Source organism: Sinosporangium siamense (genome assembly GCF_016863435.1).
Lineage (GTDB): Bacteria > Actinomycetota > Actinomycetes > Streptosporangiales > Streptosporangiaceae > Sinosporangium > Sinosporangium siamense.
Map to the genome: position 1 here is coordinate 21,217 of NZ_BOOW01000055.1, position 22,758 is coordinate 43,974.

The 22,758-nt window shown below is 67.4% G+C and carries 22 protein-coding genes and 3 pseudogenes; 11 read left to right on the forward strand and 14 right to left on the reverse strand.

What is annotated here, in order from left to right:
• The gene (locus Ssi02_RS35970) at window positions 1–1,557 is read left to right on the forward strand and encodes an amino acid permease (protein ID WP_204032541.1); all 1,557 of its coding nucleotides are present in this window, start codon (window positions 1–3) and stop codon (window positions 1,555–1,557) included.
• Here the strand turns inward: Ssi02_RS35970 and Ssi02_RS35975 are convergent, their stop codons facing one another.
• From Ssi02_RS35975 to rpsF, 7 genes are all read right to left on the reverse strand, one after another.
• Window positions 1,558–2,292, reverse strand: coding sequence for an amino acid ABC transporter ATP-binding protein (locus Ssi02_RS35975; protein ID WP_275410793.1), 735 nt, complete (start codon window positions 2,290–2,292; stop codon window positions 1,558–1,560).
• On the reverse strand, window positions 2,289–3,167 hold the full coding sequence (locus Ssi02_RS35980) for an amino acid ABC transporter permease (RefSeq protein WP_204032543.1): 879 nt from the start codon (window positions 3,165–3,167) through the stop codon (window positions 2,289–2,291). The genes Ssi02_RS35975 and Ssi02_RS35980 overlap by 4 nt, the downstream gene beginning before the upstream one ends.
• On the reverse strand, window positions 3,164–4,030 hold the full coding sequence (locus tag Ssi02_RS35985; protein ID WP_204032545.1) for an ABC transporter substrate-binding protein: 867 nt from the start codon (window positions 4,028–4,030) through the stop codon (window positions 3,164–3,166). Before Ssi02_RS35985 ends, Ssi02_RS35980 begins: the two co-directional genes overlap by 4 nt.
• Window positions 4,031–4,770: 740 nt before the next feature.
• Complete coding sequence (gene rplI, locus Ssi02_RS35990; RefSeq protein ID WP_204032547.1) at window positions 4,771–5,217, reverse strand: 50S ribosomal protein L9; 447 nt, start codon at window positions 5,215–5,217, stop codon at window positions 4,771–4,773.
• A 17-nt stretch (window positions 5,218–5,234) separates the two neighbouring features.
• Entirely contained in the window at window positions 5,235–5,471 is a 237-nt protein-coding gene (gene rpsR / locus Ssi02_RS35995) for a 30S ribosomal protein S18 (protein WP_061256131.1), read from the reverse strand.
• Window positions 5,472–5,999: 528 nt separating this feature from the next.
• Entirely contained in the window at window positions 6,000–6,626 is a 627-nt protein-coding gene (locus Ssi02_RS36000) for a single-stranded DNA-binding protein (RefSeq protein ID WP_204032550.1), read from the reverse strand.
• Window positions 6,627–6,702: 76 nt separating this feature from the next.
• Window positions 6,703–6,993, reverse strand: coding sequence for a 30S ribosomal protein S6 (gene rpsF, locus Ssi02_RS36005; RefSeq protein WP_204032552.1), 291 nt, complete (start codon window positions 6,991–6,993; stop codon window positions 6,703–6,705).
• Between the two features lie 224 nt (window positions 6,994–7,217).
• Here rpsF and Ssi02_RS36010 point away from each other — a divergent pair, with 224 nt between their 5' ends.
• Entirely contained in the window at window positions 7,218–7,532 is a 315-nt protein-coding gene (locus Ssi02_RS36010; RefSeq protein WP_204032554.1) for a DUF7982 domain-containing protein, read from the forward strand.
• Window positions 7,533–8,380: 848 nt separating this feature from the next.
• Entirely contained in the window at window positions 8,381–9,136 is a 756-nt protein-coding gene (locus Ssi02_RS36015) for a deoxyribonuclease IV (protein WP_204032557.1), read from the forward strand.
• A 294-nt stretch (window positions 9,137–9,430) separates the two neighbouring features.
• Here Ssi02_RS36015 and Ssi02_RS36020 read toward each other — a convergent pair whose 3' ends face one another.
• Genes Ssi02_RS36020 through Ssi02_RS36035 form a run of 4 tightly spaced genes read right to left on the reverse strand, consistent with a single transcriptional unit; the run spans window position 9,431 to window position 15,422 of the window.
• The gene (locus Ssi02_RS36020; protein ID WP_204032559.1) at window positions 9,431–10,561 is read right to left on the reverse strand and encodes a mannosyltransferase family protein; all 1,131 of its coding nucleotides are present in this window, start codon (window positions 10,559–10,561) and stop codon (window positions 9,431–9,433) included.
• A 19-nt stretch (window positions 10,562–10,580) separates the two neighbouring features.
• A complete protein-coding gene (locus Ssi02_RS36025) occupies window positions 10,581–11,765 on the reverse strand; it encodes a glycosyltransferase family protein (protein ID WP_204032561.1) in 1,185 nt (394 codons plus the stop codon).
• A gap of 13 nt (window positions 11,766–11,778) precedes the next feature.
• A complete protein-coding gene (locus Ssi02_RS36030) occupies window positions 11,779–13,119 on the reverse strand; it encodes a glycosyltransferase family 87 protein (protein ID WP_204032564.1) in 1,341 nt (446 codons plus the stop codon).
• The gene (locus Ssi02_RS36035; protein WP_204032566.1) at window positions 13,116–15,422 is read right to left on the reverse strand and encodes a transglycosylase domain-containing protein; all 2,307 of its coding nucleotides are present in this window, start codon (window positions 15,420–15,422) and stop codon (window positions 13,116–13,118) included. Before Ssi02_RS36035 ends, Ssi02_RS36030 begins: the two co-directional genes overlap by 4 nt.
• Before the next feature lie 99 nt (window positions 15,423–15,521).
• Between Ssi02_RS36035 and Ssi02_RS36040 the strand changes: the two genes are divergently transcribed.
• From Ssi02_RS36040 to Ssi02_RS36050, 3 genes and pseudogenes are all read left to right on the forward strand, one after another.
• Window positions 15,522–15,776 carry a hypothetical protein gene (locus Ssi02_RS36040; protein WP_204032568.1) on the forward strand — a complete coding sequence of 85 codons (255 nt, stop codon included), beginning with the start codon at window positions 15,522–15,524 and terminating at the stop codon, window positions 15,774–15,776.
• Window positions 15,777–16,288: 512 nt separating this feature from the next.
• A pseudogene (locus tag Ssi02_RS36045) lies at window positions 16,289–16,850 on the forward strand (PadR family transcriptional regulator); the annotation flags it as partial.
• A 351-nt stretch (window positions 16,851–17,201) separates the two neighbouring features.
• Entirely contained in the window at window positions 17,202–18,281 is a 1,080-nt protein-coding gene (locus tag Ssi02_RS36050; protein WP_204032571.1) for an inositol-3-phosphate synthase, read from the forward strand.
• A gap of 161 nt (window positions 18,282–18,442) precedes the next feature.
• Here Ssi02_RS36050 and idi read toward each other — a convergent pair whose 3' ends face one another.
• Complete coding sequence (idi, locus tag Ssi02_RS36055) at window positions 18,443–19,030, reverse strand: isopentenyl-diphosphate Delta-isomerase (protein ID WP_239130317.1); 588 nt, start codon at window positions 19,028–19,030, stop codon at window positions 18,443–18,445.
• 244 nt (window positions 19,031–19,274) lie between these two features.
• Between idi and Ssi02_RS36060 the strand changes: the two genes are divergently transcribed.
• Window positions 19,275–19,454: an IS110 family transposase gene (locus Ssi02_RS36060; RefSeq protein WP_275410794.1), complete on the forward strand. Its 180-nt coding sequence runs from the start codon at window positions 19,275–19,277 to the stop codon at window positions 19,452–19,454.
• Between the two features lie 67 nt (window positions 19,455–19,521).
• On the opposite strand, the gene Ssi02_RS40065 is transcribed toward Ssi02_RS36060, so the two are convergent.
• The gene (locus tag Ssi02_RS40065) at window positions 19,522–20,007 is read right to left on the reverse strand and encodes a helix-turn-helix domain-containing protein (RefSeq protein ID WP_373870255.1); all 486 of its coding nucleotides are present in this window, start codon (window positions 20,005–20,007) and stop codon (window positions 19,522–19,524) included.
• 62 nt (window positions 20,008–20,069) lie between these two features.
• Between Ssi02_RS40065 and Ssi02_RS36070 the strand changes: the two are divergent.
• From Ssi02_RS36070 to Ssi02_RS39140, 3 genes and pseudogenes are all read left to right on the forward strand, one after another.
• Window positions 20,070–20,306 (forward strand): annotated as a pseudogene (locus Ssi02_RS36070) (IS110 family transposase); the annotation flags it as partial.
• A 419-nt stretch (window positions 20,307–20,725) separates the two neighbouring features.
• Window positions 20,726–21,187, forward strand: a pseudogene (locus Ssi02_RS39530) (transposase); the annotation flags it as partial.
• Window positions 21,093–22,007 carry a transposase gene (locus Ssi02_RS39140; protein WP_275410795.1) on the forward strand — a complete coding sequence of 305 codons (915 nt, stop codon included), beginning with the start codon at window positions 21,093–21,095 and terminating at the stop codon, window positions 22,005–22,007. The pseudogene Ssi02_RS39530 and the gene Ssi02_RS39140, both read left to right, overlap by 95 nt.
• A 310-nt stretch (window positions 22,008–22,317) precedes the next feature.
• Here the strand turns inward: Ssi02_RS39140 and Ssi02_RS39145 are convergent, their stop codons facing one another.
• Window positions 22,318–22,482, reverse strand: a complete 165-nt coding sequence (locus Ssi02_RS39145; protein ID WP_239130318.1) for a hypothetical protein — start codon at window positions 22,480–22,482, stop codon at window positions 22,318–22,320.
• On the opposite strand from Ssi02_RS39145, the gene Ssi02_RS40070 reads away from it, so the two are divergent.
• Entirely contained in the window at window positions 22,481–22,750 is a 270-nt protein-coding gene (locus Ssi02_RS40070; protein ID WP_373870256.1) for a hypothetical protein, read from the forward strand. The two genes, Ssi02_RS39145 and Ssi02_RS40070, sit on opposite strands and share 2 nt — an antisense overlap.
• The last annotated feature ends 8 nt before the right edge of the window (window positions 22,751–22,758 follow it).

The window sequence follows — 22,758 nt, forward strand, 5'->3', positions numbered from 1 at the left end:
GTGACCGATCCGCTCCACACAGGCTCGTCCTCCCTCACACGGCGCCTGCCGCAGAGCGGCCTCTCCGGCCCGCGCACGGGCGCACGGCATCGCCTTCCTCAGGTGTACGGCACAGCCGACCTCGTGGTCCTCTGCCTTGGCGTGGTGATCGGCGCGGGCATCTTCACAATCGCGGGGCGCCAGGCCGCCACCTCGGCCGGCCCCGGCGTGGTGTTGTCCTTCATGATCGCGGGCATCGCGAGCCTGCTCGCCGCGATGTGCTGGGCGGAACTCTCGTCGACGATGCCGTCCTCGGGCGGTGCGTATACGTTCGCCTACACCATCTTCGGCGAGGTATGGGCCTGGGTCATCGGGTGGGCGCTGCTGCTGGAGATGCAGCTCGCCGCCGCCGTCGTCGCCCGTGTGTGGTCGCTGCACGCGGCCCAGACCCTCGCCGACCTCGGCATCAACGTGCCGCCGCCGCTCGCGGGCATGATCGGGCAGCCCACGGGTTTCGACCTGTTCACCCTGATCATCCTGGTCCTCATGGTGGGTGTCGTGGCGGGTGGCACCCGGCTCGGCCTGCGCGCCCTGTGGGTGATGGTCATGGCGAAGATGCTGGCTATCGGCACGGTGATCGTCGTCGGCGCGATGAACTTCGAGGAAAGCCACCTCGCCGCCATCCCCGTCGATCCCCTCCCCGTCACCACCGAGACCGGCATCGCGGAGAAATCTCTGTTCGCCCTGCTCATTGGGGACATGCACACGTTCGGGTGGTACGGCATAGCCGCCTCGGCCCCGGCCATCGCCTTCGCCTATATGGGGTTCGACATCGTGACCACGGCGGGTGAGGAGACCGCCGACGCGCCGCGCACGATCCCCCGGGGCATGATCCGCGGCCTGGCGATCGCCACGATCGTGTACATCGCGGTCGCGGTGGTGATGGTGGGGATGGCGCGCTACGACCAGATCATCCCGGAAGCGCCGCTGCAGAGCGCGTTTCGAGCGGTCGGCGAGGATTACATGGTGCTGGTGGTGGACGTCGGCGCGGTGCTCGGCCTCACCACGGTCATCCTGGTGGTTCTCGTCGGCCAGACGCGCGTGTTGTTCGCCATGGCCCGCGACGGGCTGGTCCCGCGCCGCCTCGCGACGCTGAGCCGCCGCCGGCGCAGCCCCGCCCGCCTGACCTGGCTCATCGGAGTCGTCACCATCGTCGTGTCCCAGGTGGCGCCGGTGCTGGCGTTGGAGCAACTCGTGGTGATCGGGACGTTGTTTGCTTTTGTCCTGGTCGCAGTGGGAGTGATTGTCATGCGGCGATCGAGGCCGGATCTCCCGCGTGGGTTCCGTGTCCCGATGTCGCCGCTGACGCCGCTCCTGTCACTCGCCGCGTCCCTGTGGCTGCTGGTGAACCTCCAGTTGCTCACCTGGATCTATTTCGCACTGTGGATGGGAGTAGGGCTGGTCGTCTACTTGTTGTACGGCAGAAGCCACAGTGGACTCGCCCCCGCCCCGTCGCCGCGGACCTCGGGGCGGGGGCGCCATCGCCGACATGTCGGGCCTGTGCCGTACAAAGACTGATCAGAGCACGCTGCGCAGGAAGTCGCGGGTGCGCGGATCGCGGGGATCTGTGAAGATCTGCTCGGCGGTGCCGCGCTCACGCAGTACGCCGCCGTCGAGGAAGCAGACCGTGTCGGCGATCTCGCGCGCGAAGGACATCTCGTGCGTGGCGAGGATCATGGTCATCTCGCCCTCCTTGAGCTCCCTGACGATGCCGAGCACCTCCTTGACCAGGGCCGGGTCGAGGGCGGAGGTGACCTCGTCCAGAAGCATGAGCCTGGGCTGGGTGGCGAGGGCCCGGATGATGGCCACCCGCTGCTGCTGGCCGCCGGAGAGCCGGTCGGGGTAGGCGCCGGCCTTGTCGGCCAGGCCGAACCTCGCGAGCAGGTCGCGGGCGTGCTCCTCGGCCTGGGCCCGGCCGACCTTGTGCACCTTGCGGGGGGCGAGGGTGATGTTGTCGAGCACCGTCATGTGCGGGAACAGGTTGAACGCCTGGAAGACGATGCCGATGCGCCGGCGCACCTCGTCCTCGTCGACGTCGGGATCGGTGATCTCGCGGCCGTCGAGGAAGATGCTGCCGTCGTCGATCGTCTCCAGCATGTTGACGCAGCGGAGCAGGGTCGACTTGCCCGATCCTGAGGCGCCGATCAGGCACACCACCTCGTGCGGGCGCACTTCCAGGTCGATGCCGCGCAGCACACTGTGGCGGTGGTAATGCTTCCAGACACCTTCGACGCGCAGCAGGGGATCGGTCATTGGCCTCTCCTGCGCTGCGACCTGATCGCCAGGTAGTCGGTGAAGCGCGCCATCGGGATGGTGAGCAGGATGAAGAGCAGAGCCGCCACCAGATAGGGCGTGTAGTTGAAAGTGCCGGAGGCGTGGATCTGGGCCTGTCTGAGGGCTTCCAGCGGGCCGATCGTGGCGACGAGGGCGGTGTCCTTCTGGAGAGAGACGAAGTCGTTCAGCAGCGGCGGCACGACTCTGCGCACCGCCTGCGGAAGCACCACATAACGCATGGACTGGCCGTGGGTGAGGCCCAGTGAACGGGCCGCGGACCGCTGGCTGGGGTGCACCGACTCGATGCCGGCCCGGAACACCTCGGCGACATATGCGCCGTAGGAGAGGGTCAGGGCGATGATGCCGAGTGTGGCGAGATCGGTGGGCACACCCTGGAGTTCCAGTGCCGGCAGGCCGAACCCGACGAGGTAGATGACCAGGATGGTCGGGACGCCGCGGAAGATGTCCACGTAAGCGATGGCCAACGCCCGGAGCGGGAAGAAAATCGGTGACTTCAGGCTCCGGACCATCGCGACGAGCAGCCCGACCAGGAGGATGAGCGGCTCAGCGATCAGGAAGATCTTGATGTTGAGCAGGAACCCGTCGAGCACGTCGGGTAACGCCCGGACAAAAGCCTCCGGGTTGAAGAACGTCTCCTGCACCCGGGGCCACCCCGGCGACGCGGTGACCCCCCAGAGGATGAGCACGAGGAAGACCACGGTGGACGCCGTGGCGAGCGAGCCCGAGCGGAGGGCGCGTTTCCGGCGTGTCGCCTCACGCCGGACCTGCTGCTCACTCTTGACCCAGGCCCCCGTTCTCTCGTTGTCCCTGGTAGCCGGGTCGAGATCCTTCACGAAAGCTCGGGAGCGCCCGCGGCGGAGCCGAGCCACTCTTTCTCAATCTTGGCCAGGTCGCCGTTGGCCTTGAGCTTGTCGATCGCCTGGTTGACGCAGCCGACCAGCGGGTTGCCCTTCTGGAAGACCAGGCCGAACTCCTCGCCCGCCGTGCCCGTCGCGTTGAACTGGCCGACGATCTTGGAGTTTTCCACCTGGGCGGCGGTCACGAAGAACGCGGTCGGCAGGTCGACCACGAGCGCTTCGACCTGCTTGTTCTTCAACGCGTTGATGGCGTCGATCTGCTCGTTGTAGACGTTGGGGTCCTGGGACGGCTTGATCACGTCCTTGATCGCCTGCAGCGCCGTGGTGCCGACCTGCACCCCGATCTTGGCGTCCTTCAGCGAGGCGAGGTCCTTGGCGTCCGCGTACTTGCCGCCCTCGACGGCGACGACGGCCTGCTTGACGGCGTAGTAGCCCTTGCTGAAATCAACCGCCTTGGCACGGTCCGGCGTGATCGAGACCTGGTTGACGTCGAAGTCGAACTGCTTGGCCCCCGGGGCGAACGCCGTGTCGAACTTCACGACGCTCCAGGCCACCTCGTCCCGCTGGAACCCGAGCTCACCCGCCACCGCGTAGGCGACAGCACTCTCGAACCCCTGCCCGCTGCTCGGATCGTCACCCTTGAACCACGGCTCATAGGCCGGCTTGTCGGTGCCCACGGTGAGCTTGCCCGCGGTGACCAGCTTGAGCTGGTCCTTTGTGCAGGCGGCCGAACTCGCCGGGCTCGGTGAGGACGCCCCCGTCGTCTCGGCTGCCGGGGCACAGGCCGCCGCCACAAGAGCGAGCGCGCCGAGCGCCGACAACATCGCGGGACGAGCCATGAGGTGCCTCCAAGTGCAGGTCAAGCATGAGTAACGGGTGAATTCTACGTGGCGGGCAAACAGCCGCCCATGCCCCGGCGAGTAATCCCTGTCACCCTTTGTCCGATTGCAACCATCCGAACGGCAGAAGCCCATCGACCCGGGCAGGTCGGCGGGCCTTGCGCGCCGACGACAACCGCCAGGTAGGCCATGCGCGCCGACACAACCGCTAGGTACGGCAGAGCACAACCACCTCAGCAGCCCCCAAGCCATCCGTGCCAACACAACCGTTAGGTACGGCAGAGCAGAGCCGACCCAGTCAGGCCCCCAAGCCATGAGCGCCGACGACAAGCGCCAGGCACGGCAGAGCACAGCCATCCCAGACAGGCCCCCAAGCCATGCGCGCCGACGACAACCGCTGGCCCCGGCAGCCGGGCGAACATGCGGCCCTCGGTGGCCACTTCTCCGGAGGACGCCCATCCGGCCCGGACATGCGAAACGCGGCCCCGCCCGGCGTGAAACACGCTTGATGGGCGGGACCGCGTCACTAGGTCTGGCTATGCCGTACAGAGGTCTGGATCTGGACGATGCACACAGGGTGTGCATCAGTCAGACCACAGCGCCTTTGATTGCCCTTGTCCGATGGAGTGTCCCTGTCGGACAGGGCTCCCCGATCTATAGGTCGCCCTTGTCAGACAAGGTGCCCTCGACGGACAGGTTGTCTTCGCCAGACCGGTCGCCTATGTCAGACAGACCATGCCTTAAGCAGACACAACCTCGACGTCGAGCGCAGCGGACACCTCGGGGTGCAGCTTGACGCTGACCCGGTGGGAGCCCAGGCTCTTGATCGCGTTGGCGATCTCGATGCGGCGGCGGTCGAGCTGCGGGCCACCGGCGGCCTTGACGGCCTCGGCGATGTCGCCCGTGGTGATCGAGCCGAAGAGGCGGCCGGACTCGCCGGCGCGGGTCTTGAGCTTGACCTTGAGCCCGCCGAGCTGGCCGGCGATCTCCTTGGCGGTGCCGAGGTCACGGATCTCGCGGGCGTCGCGCGCCTTGCGGATCGAGACGATCTGCTTCTCGCCGCCGCGGGTCCAGCGGATCGCGAAGCCGCGCGGGATCAGGTAGTTGCGGCCGTAGCCGTCCTTGACCTCGACGATGTCGCCGGGGGCGCCCAGGCCGGAGACCTCAGTCGTGAGAATGAGCTTCATGATTGAGACGTCTCCTTTCAGCGAGCGGTGCTGGTGTAAGGCAGCAGGGCCATCTCACGGGCGTTCTTGATAGCAGTCGCCACGTCGCGCTGGTGCTGGGTGCAGTTGCCCGTCACCCGGCGGGCACGGATCTTGCCGCGGTCGGAGATGAACTTCCGCAGCAGCGCCGTGTCCTTGTAGTCGACGTAGGAGATCTTGTCATGGCAGAACAGGCAAACCTTCTTCTTAGGCTTGCGCAGTGCCGGCTTGGCCATCGTGGTGCTCCTTTCAGAGCCCCGCCGTAGGGCGGGAATGGTCGCATCGGAAACTGGAATGAACAGTGAATCTGTGGGTCGCGGCCCTTACGGACACGCGGCCCGCCCTCGGCTCCGCCTCAACGGCAGGCCCAGGTCTTGCGGCATGAGCTTCGTCTCAACGGCTAACCCTGGTCTTGCGACCTCGGGTTCTGTCTTAACGGGAGGCCCCAGGTCGTGCGCCTTGACTCCGTCTTAACGGCGGCCTCTGGTCATGCGACCTCGGCTTCGTCTTAACGACTGGCCCTGGTCTTGCGACCTCGGCTTCGTCTTAACGACTAGGCCTGGTCTTGCGGCCTCGGGTTTCGTCTCAACGGCAGGCCCAGGCCTTGCGGCCTCGGCTCCGTCTCAACGGCGGCCTTTGGTCATGCGACCTCGGCTCCGTCTCAACGGCGGCCTTTGGTCATGCGACCTCGGCTTCGTCTCAACGGCTAGCCCTGGTCTTGCGACCTCGGCTCAGCCGAGCCCCGCCTGTGGCAGGGCCTCGGCCTAGAACGGGGGCTCGTCGCTGTAGTCGCCGCCGCCGAAGCCGCCACCCTGGTTGCCGCCGCCACCCTGGTTGCCTCCGCCGAAGCCACCCTGCTGCTGGTTGCCATAGCCGCCTTGCTGGTTGCCATAGCCACCCTGCTGCTGGTTGCCGCCGCCGAAGCCGCCGCCGCCACCGTAACCACCGCCGGACTGCGGGGCCGGAGAGGCCGACGCCCACGGGTCTTCGGTGGGTCCGCCGAAGCCGCCGCCGCCACCCTGGCGGGCGGTGCGGTTGACCTTGGCGGTGGCGTTGCGCAGGGACGGGCCGACCTCGTCGACGTCGACCTCGTAGACGGTGCGCTTCTCGCCTTCCTTGGTCTCGTAAGAGCGCTGCTTAAGCCGCCCCTGCACGATGACCCGCATGCCGCGCTGGAGGCTCTCGGCGACGTTTTCCGCCGCCTGCCGCCAGATGCTGCACGTCAGGAAGAGGGCCTCGCCGTCCTTCCACTCGTTGGTCTGGCGGTCCAGGAACCGCGGAGTGGAGGCGACGCGGAATTGGGCCACGGCCTGCCCCGACGGGGTGAAACGCAGCTCCGGATCGCTGACAAGGTTGCCGACGATAGTGATCGTGGTGTCGCCTGCTGCCATGGCTCGCTTTCACCTTCCCGCACGGCTTGTGTTGAGAGCTTCAGACTAGGGCCGAGGTCCGACAGAAAAGCGGACCTCAGTGCACGTCGGGACGGAGGACCTTGGTGCGGAGGATGCCCTCGTTAAGGTTGAGCTGACGGTCGAGCTCCTTGACCGTCGCGGGCTCGGCCGTGAGGTCGATGACGGCGTAGATGCCCTCGGGCTTCTTCGCGATGTCGTAGGACAGCCTGCGGCGGCCCCACACGTCGACCTTCTCCACGGTGCCACCGTCGTTGCGCACGACCTGCAGGAACTGGTCGAGCGACGGGGAAACGGTGCGCTCATCGAGCGACGGGTCGAGGATGACCATCACTTCGTAACGACGCATGCGAACAACAACCTCCTCTGGACTCTTGCGGTCACGACACCATGTCGTGACAGGAGGACGCCGACGTCTGCCGCGGAGCGGAACCTCTTGTCGGCCGCTCCCGGGCTCTGGGTGACAACACACCCATCACAACGCAGCGTGGCCAGGCTACCAGCCTCAGGCCGATTGTGTGGCGCGGCGGCTGGGAACATCCCAGGAAGAAGGCCATGTAGGGGGTGGTATTCATGCCACACGTCCTAAGGCCCGTCGAGCGCCGGCCCTTCCGGGTGACGCTGAACTCCGACGGGCGCAGGCACCCGATCGAGAACGCCACCGCGATCGTCACCTTGACCTTCGGCATCGTGGCGCTGGTGACGGGGATCTTCTTCCCCGCCGCTCATATGGTCGCGTCCTGGCTCGGCTTGCTGGGCTTCTTCGGCGGGTTCCTCTCGCAGTACATCTCCGCCACGACACCGGAGCGCTCGCTCAACATCATGGGTATCGTCACGTCCTTCGTGGGCGTCGCCACCGGGATCTACCACGGCGGCTTCATTCCGTAACGCCCTGCCCCGGAGGCCACCCGGAGGACTCGCGAAGGCCCGTGGGAGGACCCTCGGAGTCCGAGGAGACCCCGGGGGGAGACCCCCTGCCGCCCAGGCGCTGTCCACAGGCGAGCCTCACGGCTGAAACGCCGCGCCCCGGAGAGCCCCTCCAAAGACCTTCCGCAGGCCCCGCAGAGACCCCCGGCCGCACGAGTGCCGTCCACAGGCGAGCCTGGCAGCTGAAACACCGCGCCCCGGAGAGCCACCCCGACGGCCCTCCGGCAACCCCGGAGGCCCCCCTGGCCGCACGGGTGCCGTCACAGGCGAGCCTGGCAGCTGAAACACCGCGCCCCGGAGAGCCCCTCCAAAGACCTTCCACAGGTCCCGCAGAGACCCCCGGCCGCACGAGTGCCGTCCACAGGCGAGCCTCGCGGCTGAAACGCCATGCCGCCGGAGAGCCACCCCAGAGATCCCCCGGCAACTGCTCGGCCGGGCGCTGTCCAGAGGCGGACCTCCCGGCCCCACCAGAGCCCCTTCGGAACCCCTCCGAAGGCCCCGCGGAAACCCAGGAGACTCGGGCGGGAGATCCCATGCCGCCCGGGCGCCATCGGCTGCCTGCGGATGTCGCCCGGGCCATCCTCGGGCAGCCTCGCGGCTCCCCCAGAGCTACTCCGGAGACCTCTCGGAGCCCGCGAAGGATCCGCGAAGGATCCGCGAAGGATCCGCGAAGGATCCGTGAAGGCTCCGCAGCCCCCGTGACGGACCCCGGCTGCCTGGGCGCCGGCCGCAGGTGGGCCTCGGGGCTGGAACAGTGATTCGGACCCAAGGCGAGAATCGGTGCTGCTGTTCGGGTTAGGCTCACGGCCATGGTGCGTATCGGAGCTCACGTCGATCAGGACGACCCTCTGGCCCACGCCGCGACTCGCGGCGCCGAGATCGTGCAGTTCTTTCTCGGCGATCCGCAGGGCTGGAAGGGGCCGGCTGTGCCGGAGGCGGCCGCCGGCCTGCGGGAGTCCGATGTGGACGTCTACATCCACGCCCCTTACGTGATCAACGTGGCGACCGCCAACAACCGCATCCGCATCCCCAGCCGCAAGCTGCTGGCGCAGCACCTGAAGGCGGCGGCCGAGCTCGGCGCCAAGGGCCTGGTGGTGCACGGCGGTCACGTCAACGCCGGCGACGACCCGCAGGGTGGCTTCGACAACTGGCGCAAGGTGTTCGAGCGGATGGAGTGCCCCATCCCCGTTCTGATCGAGAACACCGCGGGTGGCGGCAACGCCATGGCGCGCAAGCTTGACCGCATCGCCCGGCTGTGGGACGCGCTCGACGGGTTCGACGTGGGATTCTGCCTCGACACCTGCCACGCCCACGCGGGCGGCGAGGAGCTGATCGGCCTGGTCGAGCGGGTGAAGGCGATCACCGGCCGCATCGACCTCGTGCACTGCAACGACTCGCGCGACGCGTTCGACTCGGGTGCCGACCGGCACGCCAATCTCGGCAACGGGCAGATCGACCCGGAGCTGATCCTCGGCGTGTGCCGGGCTGCGGCGGCCCCTATCGTCGTCGAGACCCCGTGGGACGGACAGGCCGACGACATCGCCTACCTACGCAAACACCTCTAGCCCCCGAGCTCGGGACGGCAATCCACAGCCTGTGGATAACTCCCCTGGATTAAGAATCGCCCGAAGTGGGTAACGGTTCGCCTGCCGATCCCCTCGACGCAGACGTCGCCGACGGCGAGGGTGAGGGACATTCGCCGCGGGCGGCGCAGGTCGCCACCGGTGCGGCTGCCCTGGCCGCGAGCCGGGGCGGGCGGCGCAGGTCGCACCGGCGCGGCTGCCCTGGACACGGGCCCGGCGGGCATCCCGCATGTCCGTCCGACCCCGCTCAGGAAGGCTCACCCCGCTCAGGAAGGCTCACCCCGCCCAGGTCCCCTTGAGGAAGGCGAGGGTGTTGAGCACCGATAGCGGCGTGATCAGCAGCACATACCCCACCAGCAACCACGGCCGCAGCCGGTTGAGCCGGCCGGGATCGCCCGGCCGCCGGGTGCAGGCCTGCCCGACCGCGATCCACAGCGGCCACCACAGCAGCGCGGTGCGCGGGATCGACAGGTAGTAGCTGGAAACCAGAAGCGCCCCCACCTGAAGGCCGACGTAGGTGAGTTCGCTCCACCGGCGTTTCGCGAGGAGCCACACCACCAAGGCCACCCCGACGATCGCGGCGGCGAGCTCCAGCCGGAACACCCAGGCGAACGTCTCGTCCCTCATGGCGGCGTTCCAGGTGGTGAGGAACGACTCCCACGGCCACACCAGGTGGCGACCCCACCCGGCCTCCTGGGCGCGGTTCCAGGCGAGCCAGTCGCCCGTCCGCGTGTACTGGTAGACGGAGTAGGCCACGAGCGGGACGAACGGCACGGCCAGCCAGGCCGCCTGCCGTACAGGGCGATCCGGGTGGGCGCGACCTCCGGTGCAGAACTCCACGATCAACGCGAGGGCCAGGAACAAGCCGGTGATGCGCACACAGGACGCCCCGGCCCCCAGCAGACCCGCCCACATCCACCTGCGCTGCCGGGCGGCGAGCCACGCGGGGACGGCGAAGGCGAGGAACAGCGCCTCGCTGTAGCCGGCGAACAGGAACACGGCGGTCGGGCAGACCAGCAGGGCGAACACCGAGCGCCACCCCGCACCGGGCGGTCCTTCGGACTCGGCGAGCCTGGCCAGGGCGACCATCGCCACCGCGCCGGCCACCAGGGAGATGAGCAGTCCGCTGAGCGACCAGTCGGGCACCACCGAGGAGACGAGTCTCAACATCAACGGCATGCCCGGGAAGAAGGCGGGGAGCCCGGGGTCCGGTGGTCTGCCCGGTTCGCCGTCGTAGCCGAACCGCGCGATCGTGATGAACAGCTCGGCGTCCCAGCTCCGCCAGCGATCGAGGAAGTCAAACCCCTCCCCTTTCGCCCACGCTCCGACACCGACGACGGTAATCATGATCATGACGAGCCGCGTGCCGAACCATAAGGCCAGCGCTTCACGCGCGGAAGTGATCATAAAGGGTGATTGTTCAGGCTTAGCCAGCCCAAAGGCCATGGAGGAACGCCACGACGTTCACCACCATGAGCGGTCCCACGACCAACACATATCCCCACAATATCCACGGACGCCTACGACACGCGTAAGCCACAGAAATCCACAACGGCCACCACAGCACCAAGGTGCGCGGAATCGACAGGTAGTAACTGGATACCAGAAGTGCCCCCAACTGCCCCCCGGTGTAGACGAACTCGCTCCACCGCCGCCGATAGAGCAGCCACACCACGAACGCCAGCCCGATCGCCGCCGCCGCCAGCTCCAACCGGAACGACCACGTGAACCTGTTGTCCATCAGAACGGCGGCCCGCCAGGTCGTCGCGAACGACTCCCACGGCCACACCAGATGGCGCTGCCACCCCGCCTCCTGCGCGTGCTGCCAGGCCAGCCAGTCACCCGTGCGAAGCCCCTGAAAGAGCGTGTACGCCACGAGCGGCACGAACGGCAGAGCCAGCCAGGCCGCCCGCTCCCCGGACCCGGTGCCGTCCCCCTGATGCACCCACGTGAGCTGCAAAACCCCGGACGCCCCTCCCTCGGCCGTCGCCCCCGCTCCACGGCCACCCGGCGTATCCGAGGCGATCGGCCGCGCCGGCTTCGCCGTACAGAATTCGACGATCAGGGCGACGGCGAGGAACAGACCGGTGATGCGCACGCAGGACGCCCCGGCCCCCAGCAGACCCGCCCACATCCACCTGCGCTGCCGGGCCGCGAGCCACGCGGGGATAGCGAAGGCGAGGAACAGCGCCTCGCTGTAGCCGACGAACAGGAACACGGCGGTCGGCGCGAGCACAAGGGCGAGGACCGCGAGGGGGCCGGTGCCGTCACCGGCTTCGCGGTCCGCGAGGCGGGACAGGGCGACGACGGCGACCGCCCCGGCGGCGAACGACAGCGCCATGCCGGCCACGGTCGGGTCGGGGAGGACGAGCCCCACGGCACGCAATATGAGCGGCTGGCCGGGGAAGTAGGCCGGAAGGGTGAGGTCTGCTCCGTAGCCCTGTGCGGCGATCTGCTGGAGTTTGCGGACATCCCAGTGGTTGAGCCGCTCAAGCAGCGGGGGCAGGGCGCCTCCCGCCGCCAGGATCCCCGCGCCCACCGTGGCGGTGAGCAGGATGCCGAGACGGGAGGCGACCCAGATGGCCAGCGCCCGGAGATCCCCGTTGTTCACAGGGAGTTAGTTATCAGCTCCGGACTGCGACCAGCGGGAACCTGTCGGGCGCGCCGTTGAACACGCCGCCCGAGAGGTCGTCCGCGCCGTCCTGGCGGAGTGAGTCCTTCTCCGGGCGGAGGATGTCGCGGACGACGAACACCATCATGATCACGATGGTGAGGGCGCGGCCCCACACCGCAGTGAAGTAGGTGGTGTCCGCGATGCCCAGGTGGGCGTTGGCCTCCTGGAGGCTGACGAGATAGAGCCAGATCGCAAAGAAGTACCAGCATTCGGCGATCTGCCACAACGCCAGCGGCTTCCAGTTGGGCCGGGCCAGCACCGCGAACGGCACGAGCCACAGCACATATTGCGGCGACCAGACCTTGTTGGTGAGCATGAACGCGGCGAGCGCCAGGAAGCAGAGCTGCATCAGCCGCGGCCTGGTCGGCGCGAAGATCGCGAGAACGGCGATGCCGAGGCAGAGCACGCCGAGCGAGACGATGCCGAGGGTGTCGAGCAGCTCGGCGTCGCCGAGCACCGGCCAGCCGCGCTGCTGGAAGAAGTACCACACCGAGCCCCAGTCGGCCGGGCGCTCGTCGCTGAAGACGTAGAAGCGCTTCCAGCCCTCGAAGGCGAGCAGCATGATCGGCACGTTGACCGCAAGCCAGGTGGCGGCGGCGGCCCCTGCCGTCTTGAGGAACGGCACCCACTTGCCGGTGCGCAACGTCAGCAGGAAAAGCGGGCCGAGGAACATCAACGGGTAGAACTTCGTCGCGATGGCGAGCCCCAGCAGAACACCTGCCAGAACATGCCGGTCGCGAGCCCAGGCCAGCATCGCGGCCAGGGCGAGCGCACCCGCCGCGAGGTCCCAGTTGATGTAGGCCGTGAGGACCACCGCGGGCGCCGCGGCATACCACAACGCGTCGTAGCGCCGCTCGGGCCCGGCGAGCGCGGCCATCAGCACCACGCCGCCGATCAGGCAGAGGGCCATGAGCACGACGGTCAGGTCGTAGAAGGCTACCCCGGGGTCGGCGGAGCCGCCCACCAGCCTGCGGAAGAACTCCATGATGGCGCCGATGCCCACGGGGTATTCGACCGGATAGTCGAAGTAGGGGATCTTGCCCTCGTTGAGCTTCTCCATCCACCACAGCGGATAGATGTCGGTGTAGCAGAAGTTCGTGAACTGCTCGGTGCCGTTGTTCCAGGCCCCGCCGAACCGGCAGGGCCATTTCCACAGATAGGCCAGCAGGGCCCCGAGCAGTGCGAACAAGCCCAAGGGGAGGTACGGCGCGACCCGGGCGGCGAGGCCTCCGGCCTCGTCGGCGGGCCGCTCGTGCCGCTTCTCCTCGGTGTCCTCCACCGGGGATGTCATCGCTCGCGCCGTGAAGGTGCCGTGGCCGCCGCTGTGGCGGCCGGGGCCGCCGGAAGGTTGCCGCGCATGCCGCCCCCGCCCTGAAGCTGCAGGTCGTCCGTGCCGCCCCCGCAGTCCGAATCGTACGGCGAACAGCCTACGTCGCCGTTGCCTCGGTTTCCGTTGTCCCAGCCGCCGTTGTCGCCCCAGTCGTTGTCGCCGTCGCCGTCTCCCCAGTTGTTCTCGGGGGGCGGGGTGCGCTTGACGATGGGCCTCGGCTGGATGTTCTCGGGCGTGCCGACGTTGGCCCGGGGCGGGAACTGCATGACCTCCTGGCCCTTCATGGCCTCGGCCATGAAGGTCCGCCAGATGGCCGCGGGCACCGATCCGCCGCTGATGCCGTTGAGCTGGGCCTCGACCATGATGGTCTTGCCGTTCTTCAGCTTCTTCGGCACTTCCTTGTACATGCCGACGGCGGTGGAGAGCTGCGGGGTGAAGCCGACGTACCAGGCTTCCTTGTTCTTGTTGTTGGTGCCGGTCTTGCCGGCGGTGGGGCGGTCCGCCAGCGCGGAGTTGCGACCGGTGCCGGTCTTGACGACCTCTTGCAGGGCGACCGTGGCGTCGGCGGCGGCCTCCGGCGAGATGACCTGGTTGTAGGTCGACTTCTCCTTGAGCACGGTGGTGCCGCTGCTGTCGACGGCCCTGGTCACGACGTGGGTGTCGTAGTGCTTTCCGGCGTTGGCGAAGATCGAATAGCCGCCGGCCTGCTCAAGCGCGGTCACCGGGCTGGAGCCGATGGTGATGAGGTATTTGTGCTCCTCGAGCGACTTCTCCAGCCGCTTGCGGTCGAGGCCCGCCTCGACCGCGATGTCGACGACCTTCTCAAGGGTGACCTTCTGCCCCATCGCCGCGAAGGCGGTGTTGACCGACTGGGCGGTGGCCTTGATCACGTCGACGCCGCCGGTGCCCATCGGATGGTCGTTGGTGATCTCCGTGGTGCCCGGGAGGTTCTTCTCCAGCACGGTGGGCGTCCAGCTGGTGAGGCTGTAGCCCGCGTCGAGCCAGGCGGCCAGGACATACGGCTTGAACGCCGAGGCGGCCTGCTTCTGCGACATGAAGGCTTCGTTCCACTGCTCCTTCAGGTAGTCGGAGCCGCCGTAGAACGCGATCACGCGCCCGTTGCGCGGGTCGACCGCCGCGAGGCTGGTGGTGACATATTTCCCGAAGTTGCCCTGCGACTTGACGGCCCGCTCGGCAGCGTCCATCAGGTTCTTGTCGAAGGTGGTGTAGATCTTGTAGCCGCCGGTCTGCACCTCCTCCTCCGGCACTCCACGCGCCTCAAGCTCGTCGAGCACGGCCTTGACCATGTAGCCCTTCTTGCCGGCGTTCACCTGCTTGACCACGTGCTTGATGCGCTTGGGGGACTTGGGGAACTTCGCCGGGAGGTCACCGTATTTCGCGGAGTCGACCGCCGCGAGACCACCGATGGCGTAGCGGTAACGCTCCTCGGTGGCGGCCATGTTGCCCTTTGCCTCCATCCGGTCGAACGTGTCGGGGTTCTGAATGCGCCCCGCGAGGTAGGCCGCCTCCTGAGGGGTCAACTGCCCGACGTTCTTGTCGAAGAAGGCCTGCGCCGCAGCCTGGATGCCATATGAGTTGCGACCGAAGAAGATGTTGTTGAGGTATTGCTCAAGGATCCACTGCTTGGACTTCTGCTGGTTGAGCTTGACCGCGATGAAGATCTCGCGGACCTTCCGCATCATCGACCGCTCTTGGCTCAGCCCCGCGTAATAGTTGCGGGCCATCTGCTGGGTGATGGTCGAGGCGCCCTGGATCTGCTGACCGGTCGCGGTGTACCACACCGACCGCACCATGCCGCTGAAGTCGATGCCCGAGTCGGTCCAGAAGTCGCGGTTCTCCGCACCCACCACGGCGTCCTGCACGTGCTTGGGGATCTGGTCGATGGTGACGAGTTTGCGGCGCATGCCCACACGCGCGAGCACGGTCTTGTTGTCGCCGTAGTAGATGACGCTGCCCTGAGCGTCGACCTCTTCCTGCTTGACGACGGGGATGGTGACGCTGTGGTAGCCCACCAGAATCATGCCGAAGACGCCGGCGATGATCACGGTGACGCTCGCCACGACGATCTTCCAGTTGGGGATGAACCTCTTCCACCCCGCCTGCTCGGGCTTGCCCTCGCCGTCGCCGTCATCCGGCCCCTGCGGCCCGCCCGGGCCTCCCGGTCCGTCCGGGGGCGGGATCTCGCGCGACTCGTGCCGCCTGCCCCTGCGGCCCCCGCTCGGCCCGCCGGCCTGCGCGGCCATCATCGCCTGCGTGTCCTCGAAGGCGGCCTCCGGCCGCCTGCCGCCCCGCTGTCCACCCGTCTGGCCACCGGAGCGACGGCCCCGGGGGTCGGTGGTCGCGTGCCGGATGCCGTCCTCGTGCTGCGGGGGGCGCCCGCCGCCATACGGCGCGCCGCTGTTGTGTTGGGCGCCACTGTTGTGTTGGGCGCCACTGTGCTGGCCGCCCCCTGGCTGGGCGCCACTGTGCTGAGTGGCTCCGTGCTGGGGTCCGCCGTGCTGACCGCCGCCCTGCCGGCCGCCGCCCTCAGGGCCGCCGTGCCGTGGCGCGCCCGCCTGCGGAGCGTGATCGGAGGAGTACGGCATGTGCCCGCCTGAGCGCGCACCTCGCCCGGCGCCCGGCTGTGCCTGCCCGGGGCCGGGGGGACGGCCGGGCTGCTGCGCCTCCGGCCCTCCCCACCCGGGGTCAGCCGCGTGCTCCTGCGGGCCCTGGTGACCTGTCGTCTCTCGCTGCGTGTTGCCCGGAGTTGAGCGACGGCGCCTTCCCGGGCGAGCCGTTCCGTCGGGGCGCTCGGGGCGTCCCTCGGACTCCGGGCCAAAGCTGCTGTAACTCACGTTTCCTCGTCAGTCATCGGATGCTGTGGGGGGCAGGCGACGTGCACAACGATCGCAGACCTCCGCCGCGGAGACCCGGAATTCACGCAATCATGAGCCATCCTGGGGGCTCCCACGACGACGGCTCGGTATGACCACATGCGCGCCACACTAACGGCTTTTTACCGATTGCTCCCTGCCTCTTGAACATCTCGCTAATTGCGGGCATATGACGTGGCGACGTATCCTACTGATGTATCGGCTCGATACATCGAAGCGAGAGGGGGGCGGTTCCGGTGACTGGCACGAAGGGCAACGTGCTTGAGCTGGCCGTGCTCGGATCGCTGCATGAGACCCCGCTGCACGGCTATGAGCTGCGCAAACGACTCAACGCCCTGTTGGGCATGTTTCGGGCCTTCTCTTATGGCTCGCTCTATCCCTGCCTACGCCAGTTGCTGACGAGCGGCCTCATCACCGAGGAGGAGCCGCCTCCCGCGGAGACTGTGGCCGCGCTCACCGGCCGGCGATCCAAGATCGTCTACCGGCTCACGGCCGACGGTAAGGAGCGCCTCCAGGAGCTCCTGACCCAGGCGGGGCCCTCCTCCTGGGAGGACGAGAGCTTCGGCGTGCACTTCGCCTTCTTCCGCCACACCGAGGCGGAGGTGCGCCTGCGCATCCTCGAAGGGCGGCGCAGCCGTCTCGAAGAGCGCCTGGAGGGCGTCCGCACCGCCCTGGCCCGCACTCGGGAGCGGCTCGACCGCTACACCCTCGAGCTGCAGCGCCACGGCCTCGAATCGGTGGAGCGGGAGGTCAGGTGGCTCAACGAGCTCATCGCGACGGAACGGCGCGGCACGAGCTCGGCGGGCCCCGACCCTCGCCCGGAGTCCCCAGGTGAGGAGAAGGTCTTCCGCGAGGCGCATCCCCGTCCGGACACGGCCGGCCAGGCCGTGCCCAGGGACGGCGTGCCCGCGGAAGGTGTGCTCGGCGAGAGCACCGGCAGAGCAGAGACCAACACGGCACAAGAGGCGGGAAAGACGGGTTTCACAGGACCTGCGGGCGACGAGCGGCTGCTCCCCGAGGGGAGCGGCGAGCCTCGTGCCTGACAGGGACGCCGAGTGATGGGGCGACGCGGCGATCGCGGATCACACCGCGAACACGAATGAGGGTCAGATGTTGACCATGGAAACGAATACGTAAGGGGCGAGTGCGATGGGTTCGGTGCGCGTAGCCGTTGTCGGAGTGGGCAATTGCGCGGCGTCGCTGGTCCAGGGCGTGCACTACTACAAGGACAGCAACCCGGATATAAGAATTCCGGGTCTGATGCACGTGCGGTTCGGCGATTATCACGTCGGTGACGTCCAGTTCGTGGCGGCCTTCGACGTCGATGCCAAGAAGGTCGGCCGCGACCTGTCCGAAGCGATCGTCGCCTCGGAGAACAACACGATCAAGATCTGCGACGTGCCGCCGCTGGGCGTCACCGTGCAGCGTGGCCACACCTATGACGGTCTTGGCGAGTTCTACCGGGACATGATCGAGGAGTCCGACGAGACCCCGGTCGACGTCGTCCAGGTGCTTAAGGACAGCGGCGCCGACGTCCTGGTGTCCTACCTACCGGTGGGCTCGGAGCAGGCCGCCCGTTTCTACGCGCAGTGCGCGATCGACGCCAAGGTGGCGTTCGTCAACGCGTTGCCGGTGTTCATTGCATCCGACCCCGAGTGGGCGGAGAAGTTCACCGAGGCCGGGGTGCCGATCGTGGGCGACGACATCAAGTCGCAGGTCGGCGCGACCATCACCCACCGGGTCATGGCCAAGCTGTTTGAGGACCGGGGTGTGGAGCTGCTGCGCACTTACCAGCTCAACTTCGGCGGCAACATGGACTTCATGAACATGCTGGAGCGCAAGCGCCTCCAGTCGAAGAAGATCTCCAAGACGCAGTCGGTCACCTCGCAGATCCCGCACGAAATGGGCAAGGCCGATGTGCACATCGGCCCGTCGGACCACGTGCCGTGGCTCGACGACCGCAAGTGGGCCTATGTCCGCCTTGAGGGCCGCTCGTTCGGCGACACGCCGCTCAACCTGGAATACAAGCTTGAGGTGTGGGACTCGCCCAACTCGGCCGGTGTCATCATCGACGCCGTCCGCGCCGCCAAGATCGCCATGGACCGCGGAGTCGGCGGGCCGATCCTGTCGGCTTCGTCCTACTTCATGAAGTCCCCTCCGGTGCAATACTCCGACGACGAGGCTCGCGAGGCCGTGGAGGCGTTCATCCGCGGCGACTCCAACCGCTGACGATCGCGGTCGCAGACCCTCGCCCCGCCGTTCTCACGCGCCGTCGGCCGTCCCACCGCAGACGGCGCGCGTACGGCGAAGCCCCGGCTCCCGGCCTCGTGGAGTCGGGGCCGCTGCGCGTCCGGGGCCGGCCCGATCGGACGGGACCCGCCGAAGGGTGATCAGGCGGTGCGGGCCGCCGCGGGAAGGCCGGTGGGGTCGGCGGCGGGCCAGCTCAGGGGGTTGGGGCCGAGGGCGGTGAGCAGGGGCAGTTGTTCGGCGCACCAGGGGGAGATCGGGAGGTCGCCGGAGGTGACGTCGTCGACGAACCTCTCCCAGGGCATCCAGCGGACCTCGTCGACCTCGTCGGGGTTGGCCTCGGCGGCTCCTGCCGTACGCACGCGGTAGACGGGGCAGATCTCGTTCTCCACCGTGCCGTTGTCCATCACGGCCCGATAGGAGAAGCCGGGCAGCATCAGCTCGATGTCGCCGACTGTGAGATTCAGCTCGTAGGAGAGCCGCCGGGCCACGGCAAGGTGCAGGGGTTCGCCCGGGAGGGGGTGGCCGCAGCAGCTGTTGGTCCATACGCCGGGCCAGGTGAGCTTGTGGGCGGCCCGCCGGGTGAGGAGCACCCGGCCGGCGTCGTCGAAGACATAGCTTGAGAAGGCCAGGTGTAGCGGGGTGTCCAGGCCATGTACCGACTTCTTCGGAGCAGTGCCGATCGCGTTTCCCTCGCCGTCGACCAGCACCACGACTTCGTCAGTGGTCACCCGACAGAGGGTACGGGATGTGTCACCTTTCACATACGTCGTGTTACCGGTTATGCCTCCCGTATAGGTTCTCGACCGCCACACCTCCCGTTGCCTTTTTGATCGTCCCCGATGACAATCGGGGAACCAGGTCACCTGGCCCGGCATGACTGCTCGCACCTGTCGCTCCATTGACCCGGGGGACCGGCCACCGTCGCCCACCCTTCCGACCAGGCCAGCCCCCCCACCCGACAAGGGGGACGGGATGAACATCGACTACGCGGTGTTCCTCGGACTGGACATAGGCAAAGGCGGGCACCACGCCTGCGCCCTGGACCCCCGGGGCGGGAAACTCCACGACAACCCCCTCCCCAACGGCGAGCAGCGGCTGCGCGACCTGTACACCAAGCCCAAGTGTCAGCGATCACGGTTTGGGGGCTCTTGATCACTCTCTGAGGGCGGTCACCATGGGTAGCAGACTGTGGTTCAGCTGAGCAGCGCGATCTTTCGGATCAAATCGAGGTCGGCCCGGCCAAACACGAGCCTTCCAGAATTCGATCTTGCAAATGATGTCCTCGACCGCGCCTGATGGGTACGGCAGGTGAGCCCGGCCTGGACCGCGATCCGTCCAGGGCGCTGAGGCGGTGGGTAGATTTGAACAGGACCTCCTCAATGCTTTGGGCGCGGGTGAATCGGCCGACGGTTTCGCGGCCGATCCCCGGTCGCCGAGCGATTTCGGTCTTGGAGTGGCCTTCCTCCAGCAGGACGTGGATGGCGGCGTACCGCTCCCGATGACGGGTTACCGCAGGCCGTTTGCGTCCCAGCACGTCAAAAGCACCGTCCACTGGTATCACCGCCTCGGCTGCCCGCTCACCCCGGCTGCGTGTGCGGGACTGGTGCCGCCTGTGCCGCCTCTTCCAGCACGGACTCCGGTTCCGGTTCGCGTGACGCGGCAACCAATGACAATCTTCTCTATCGCTCTGCCCAGATCCTGCCACAGGTGGAGCCTGTCGGCCACCTGCTGGGCCTCAGGAGCTCCTTCTCCGGCCCCGGGCGAGCACCGCCCAAAGGCGGCAACAAGGCACTCAAGCGGGCGATGTTCCTGCCGGCGTTCGCCTCCCTGTCCGATCCGGAGAACCGCGAGTACTACGACCGCAAGAGGGCCGAGGGCAAGAGGCACAACGCCGCCCTCATCTGCCTGGCCCGCCGCTCCAACGTGATCTACGCCATGCTCCGCGACCGCAGGCCCTACCAGCCCCGCCGAAAGGACGACACGCAAAAGCCTCTGGCAGCTTGACCAAACACATAAGGACCCCCCGTGGAGAACAGATCGCTGTCCTTCCGCAGGACGTCATCCGCCAGATGGTCGTATTTCGGCGACCCGTTGCCGACCCGCCTCACCAAAGCTCCTCGACCATCGCCGCGCAGGGTCAATACCTCTTGTGCGCCCTTAATTCCCATGCGCCTGCCTTCTCCACGTGCGCAAGCCGAGTCTGCCGTAACAGCTATACAACTATGACCACGGCGACAAGGTTGCGCCTTAGCCGTTCCTCACCTGTTGACATCCAGGGGGTTGAATGCCATCACCCGGGCTCTAATCACCCACTATCGAGCGGCATCACAGCATGGACGTCTATAGAGGCTGTGATACCTAGTCGGTAGTTTGTTGGATCAAGGCGGCGGGTAATCCACTTGTACGGGGGCAGGGAGCCGCCCGTGACCAAACCCAAGCCGTGTCCACCTGCGGCGGGTCCGCTGGAGAAGTACGCGGCCCGGTTCGACGACCTGTTCTCGCACCTGGCGCAGCGGCGAGGGTTCCGCGAATACCTGACCGGCCTTCTGGCCCCGCGAGAGCGGAACAAGACGCTGACCGCCCTGGCCGGGGCCGAGCCGGTGGCCGGCGCACAGCACGCAGCGGTGCAGCGCCTGCAGTTCTTCCTCACCGAGTCGGTGTGGGATCCCGTGCGGGTCAACGCACGCCGGCTCGAACTACTGGCGGACGATCCGGCGAGCGCGCCGCACGCCAACGGTGTCCTGGTCGTCGACGACAGCGGGGACCGCAAGGACGGAACGGCAACCGCCCATGTCGGACACCAGTGGCTGGGCCGGTACGGCAAGACCGACAACGGCATCGTCACCGTCACCACCCTGTGGGCCGACGAACGCCTCTACCATCCGCTGCACGCAGTGCCCTACCCGCGCGCCACTTCCCCGCAAAAAGAACGACCCGGGCTTCCGCACCAAACCCCAACTGGCCGCGGCCCTGGTCGAGCAGGCGGGCCGGGCGGGGGTGGCCTTCCGCGCGGTGGTGGCCGACTGCGCCTACGGCGACCTGGACGACTGGCGGGCCTCGCTGCGTACCGCCGGGGTCGCCTGGGTGGTCGCCGTACGGCCCCGGTGGGGCACCTGGGCCTACGGCGACCAGGCGCGCACCCCGCGTGATGCGGCTGGTGAGCTGCCCTGGGCGGGGCCCGAGCGGCCCGGGCCCTGGCAGCCGGTGCACCCCCCGATCGCCCTGCCCGACAAGGCCACCTGGTACCTGGCGACCAACCTGCCCCGACCCGGCGGGCCGTATGAGGCCGCCGGCTCCCACCCGACGGCCGACCTGGCCGAGCTCGTGCGGCTCTACGGGCTGCGGCACTGGGTCGAGCAGGGCTACAAGCAGGTCAAGGACGAACTGGGCTGGGCCGATTTCCAGGTCCGCTCCGACATCGCCATCCGCCGCCATCAGACGCTGGTCAACTGCGCGTTCTCGTTCTGCTGGCAGGCTTGGCTCACTGACCCGCCCCCGTCTGACCCGCCCCCGCCTGCCTTGCCGCAGTCGCCCGCCGCGGCAGGACCGCAAGAGAGGGGGCGCCGCCAGAGCACCCCTTCAGCCTCCGCAGGCTCGATTACCCAGCTGGCCTCAGACCTTGCGCTGCGTCCGCAGCTGGCTGACCCCCGCGACCGCGCTTGCACGCTGGTGGCGGGCGTGGTCCGCGGTGCCTCCACCTGCTGAGCTCCAAGCTTTGATCGACGCCGTTAGCGCAGGCCACGGCCTACATCTCTACCGACCACCTTGATCCAACAAACTACCGCTAGCCACCCTGTTAACCGCTCGACTCACCTCCCGTAACGCGATCGCAGCACGCACACGAACGACTCCTCACCATAATCATGAATCCAATTCTTCGACTAGCCATTGCATTCAGACAACCGCGCCGACAAGACTTGCTATCACACAAGATCGCCAAAATCAACCCTTGACCGACTTTATATTTATGCTTGAATTAGAATTGTTCTGGGCAGATCGCAACCACGAATACACGCTATTCGGCAATCACACCTAGAAGGGACAGATTAATCGCGATGAATCTCAAAAAACTGTCCGTTGCGGCGGCGGCGTTCGCTGCAGCTAGTTTAACAATGAGCATCACCCCGCCGGCATACGCCAGTCCCGCGTGCTCGAGCTCGTATTTCTGTGTCTGGGACATGCCCTCATACGACGGACTCGCGGCTCGCAGTACCACTGCGGTTAGCGAGTGGCATCAGGGTTCGGGGAACTGGCCGTTTATGACAGGGAACGACCGTTCGTACAAGAATCGATTCACCACCCTGGCATGGGTTTGTGTCTACATGTCAAATTGGTCCGGCCCCACTGTGTGGATCAGCGCCGGAGACAGCATTGCCTATCCTTCCTCACCAATGCAGGCGGTGCAAGGCAACGCACATCGTGGCCGTAGTGCCAGCCAGACCTGCTGACGAAAGGA

Bases quoted from the DNA above. Each gene is read 5' to 3' on its own strand.
- Ssi02_RS35975 (WP_275410793.1), bottom strand. From the start codon at position 2,292: ATGACCGATCCCCTGCTGCGCGTCGAAGGTGTCTGGAAGCATTACCAC.
- Ssi02_RS35985 (WP_204032545.1), bottom strand. From the start codon at position 4,030: ATGGCTCGTCCCGCGATGTTGTCGGCGCTCGGCGCGCTCGCTCTTGTG.
- rplI (WP_204032547.1), bottom strand. From the start codon at position 5,217: ATGAAGCTCATTCTCACGACTGAGGTCTCCGGCCTGGGCGCCCCCGGC.
- rpsR (WP_061256131.1), bottom strand. From the start codon at position 5,471: ATGGCCAAGCCGGCACTGCGCAAGCCTAAGAAGAAGGTTTGCCTGTTC.
- Ssi02_RS36000 (WP_204032550.1), bottom strand. From the start codon at position 6,626: ATGGCAGCAGGCGACACCACGATCACTATCGTCGGCAACCTTGTCAGC.
- rpsF (WP_204032552.1), bottom strand. From the start codon at position 6,993: ATGCGTCGTTACGAAGTGATGGTCATCCTCGACCCGTCGCTCGATGAG.
- Ssi02_RS36010 (WP_204032554.1), top strand. From the start codon at position 7,218: ATGCCACACGTCCTAAGGCCCGTCGAGCGCCGGCCCTTCCGGGTGACG.
- Ssi02_RS36015 (WP_204032557.1), top strand. From the start codon at position 8,381: ATGGTGCGTATCGGAGCTCACGTCGATCAGGACGACCCTCTGGCCCAC.
- Ssi02_RS36020 (WP_204032559.1), bottom strand. From the start codon at position 10,561: ATGATCACTTCCGCGCGTGAAGCGCTGGCCTTATGGTTCGGCACGCGG.
- Ssi02_RS36030 (WP_204032564.1), bottom strand. From the start codon at position 13,119: ATGACATCCCCGGTGGAGGACACCGAGGAGAAGCGGCACGAGCGGCCC.
- Ssi02_RS36035 (WP_204032566.1), bottom strand. From the start codon at position 15,422: ATGGCCGCGCAGGCCGGCGGGCCGAGCGGGGGCCGCAGGGGCAGGCGG.
- Ssi02_RS36050 (WP_204032571.1), top strand. From the start codon at position 17,202: ATGGGTTCGGTGCGCGTAGCCGTTGTCGGAGTGGGCAATTGCGCGGCG.
- Ssi02_RS36060 (WP_275410794.1), top strand. From the start codon at position 19,275: ATGAACATCGACTACGCGGTGTTCCTCGGACTGGACATAGGCAAAGGC.
- Ssi02_RS39140 (WP_275410795.1), top strand. From the start codon at position 21,093: ATGTCGGACACCAGTGGCTGGGCCGGTACGGCAAGACCGACAACGGCA.
- Ssi02_RS40070 (WP_373870256.1), top strand. From the start codon at position 22,481: ATGCCCTCATACGACGGACTCGCGGCTCGCAGTACCACTGCGGTTAGC.
- Ssi02_RS39145 (WP_239130318.1), bottom strand. From the start codon at position 22,482: ATGTCCCAGACACAGAAATACGAGCTCGAGCACGCGGGACTGGCGTAT.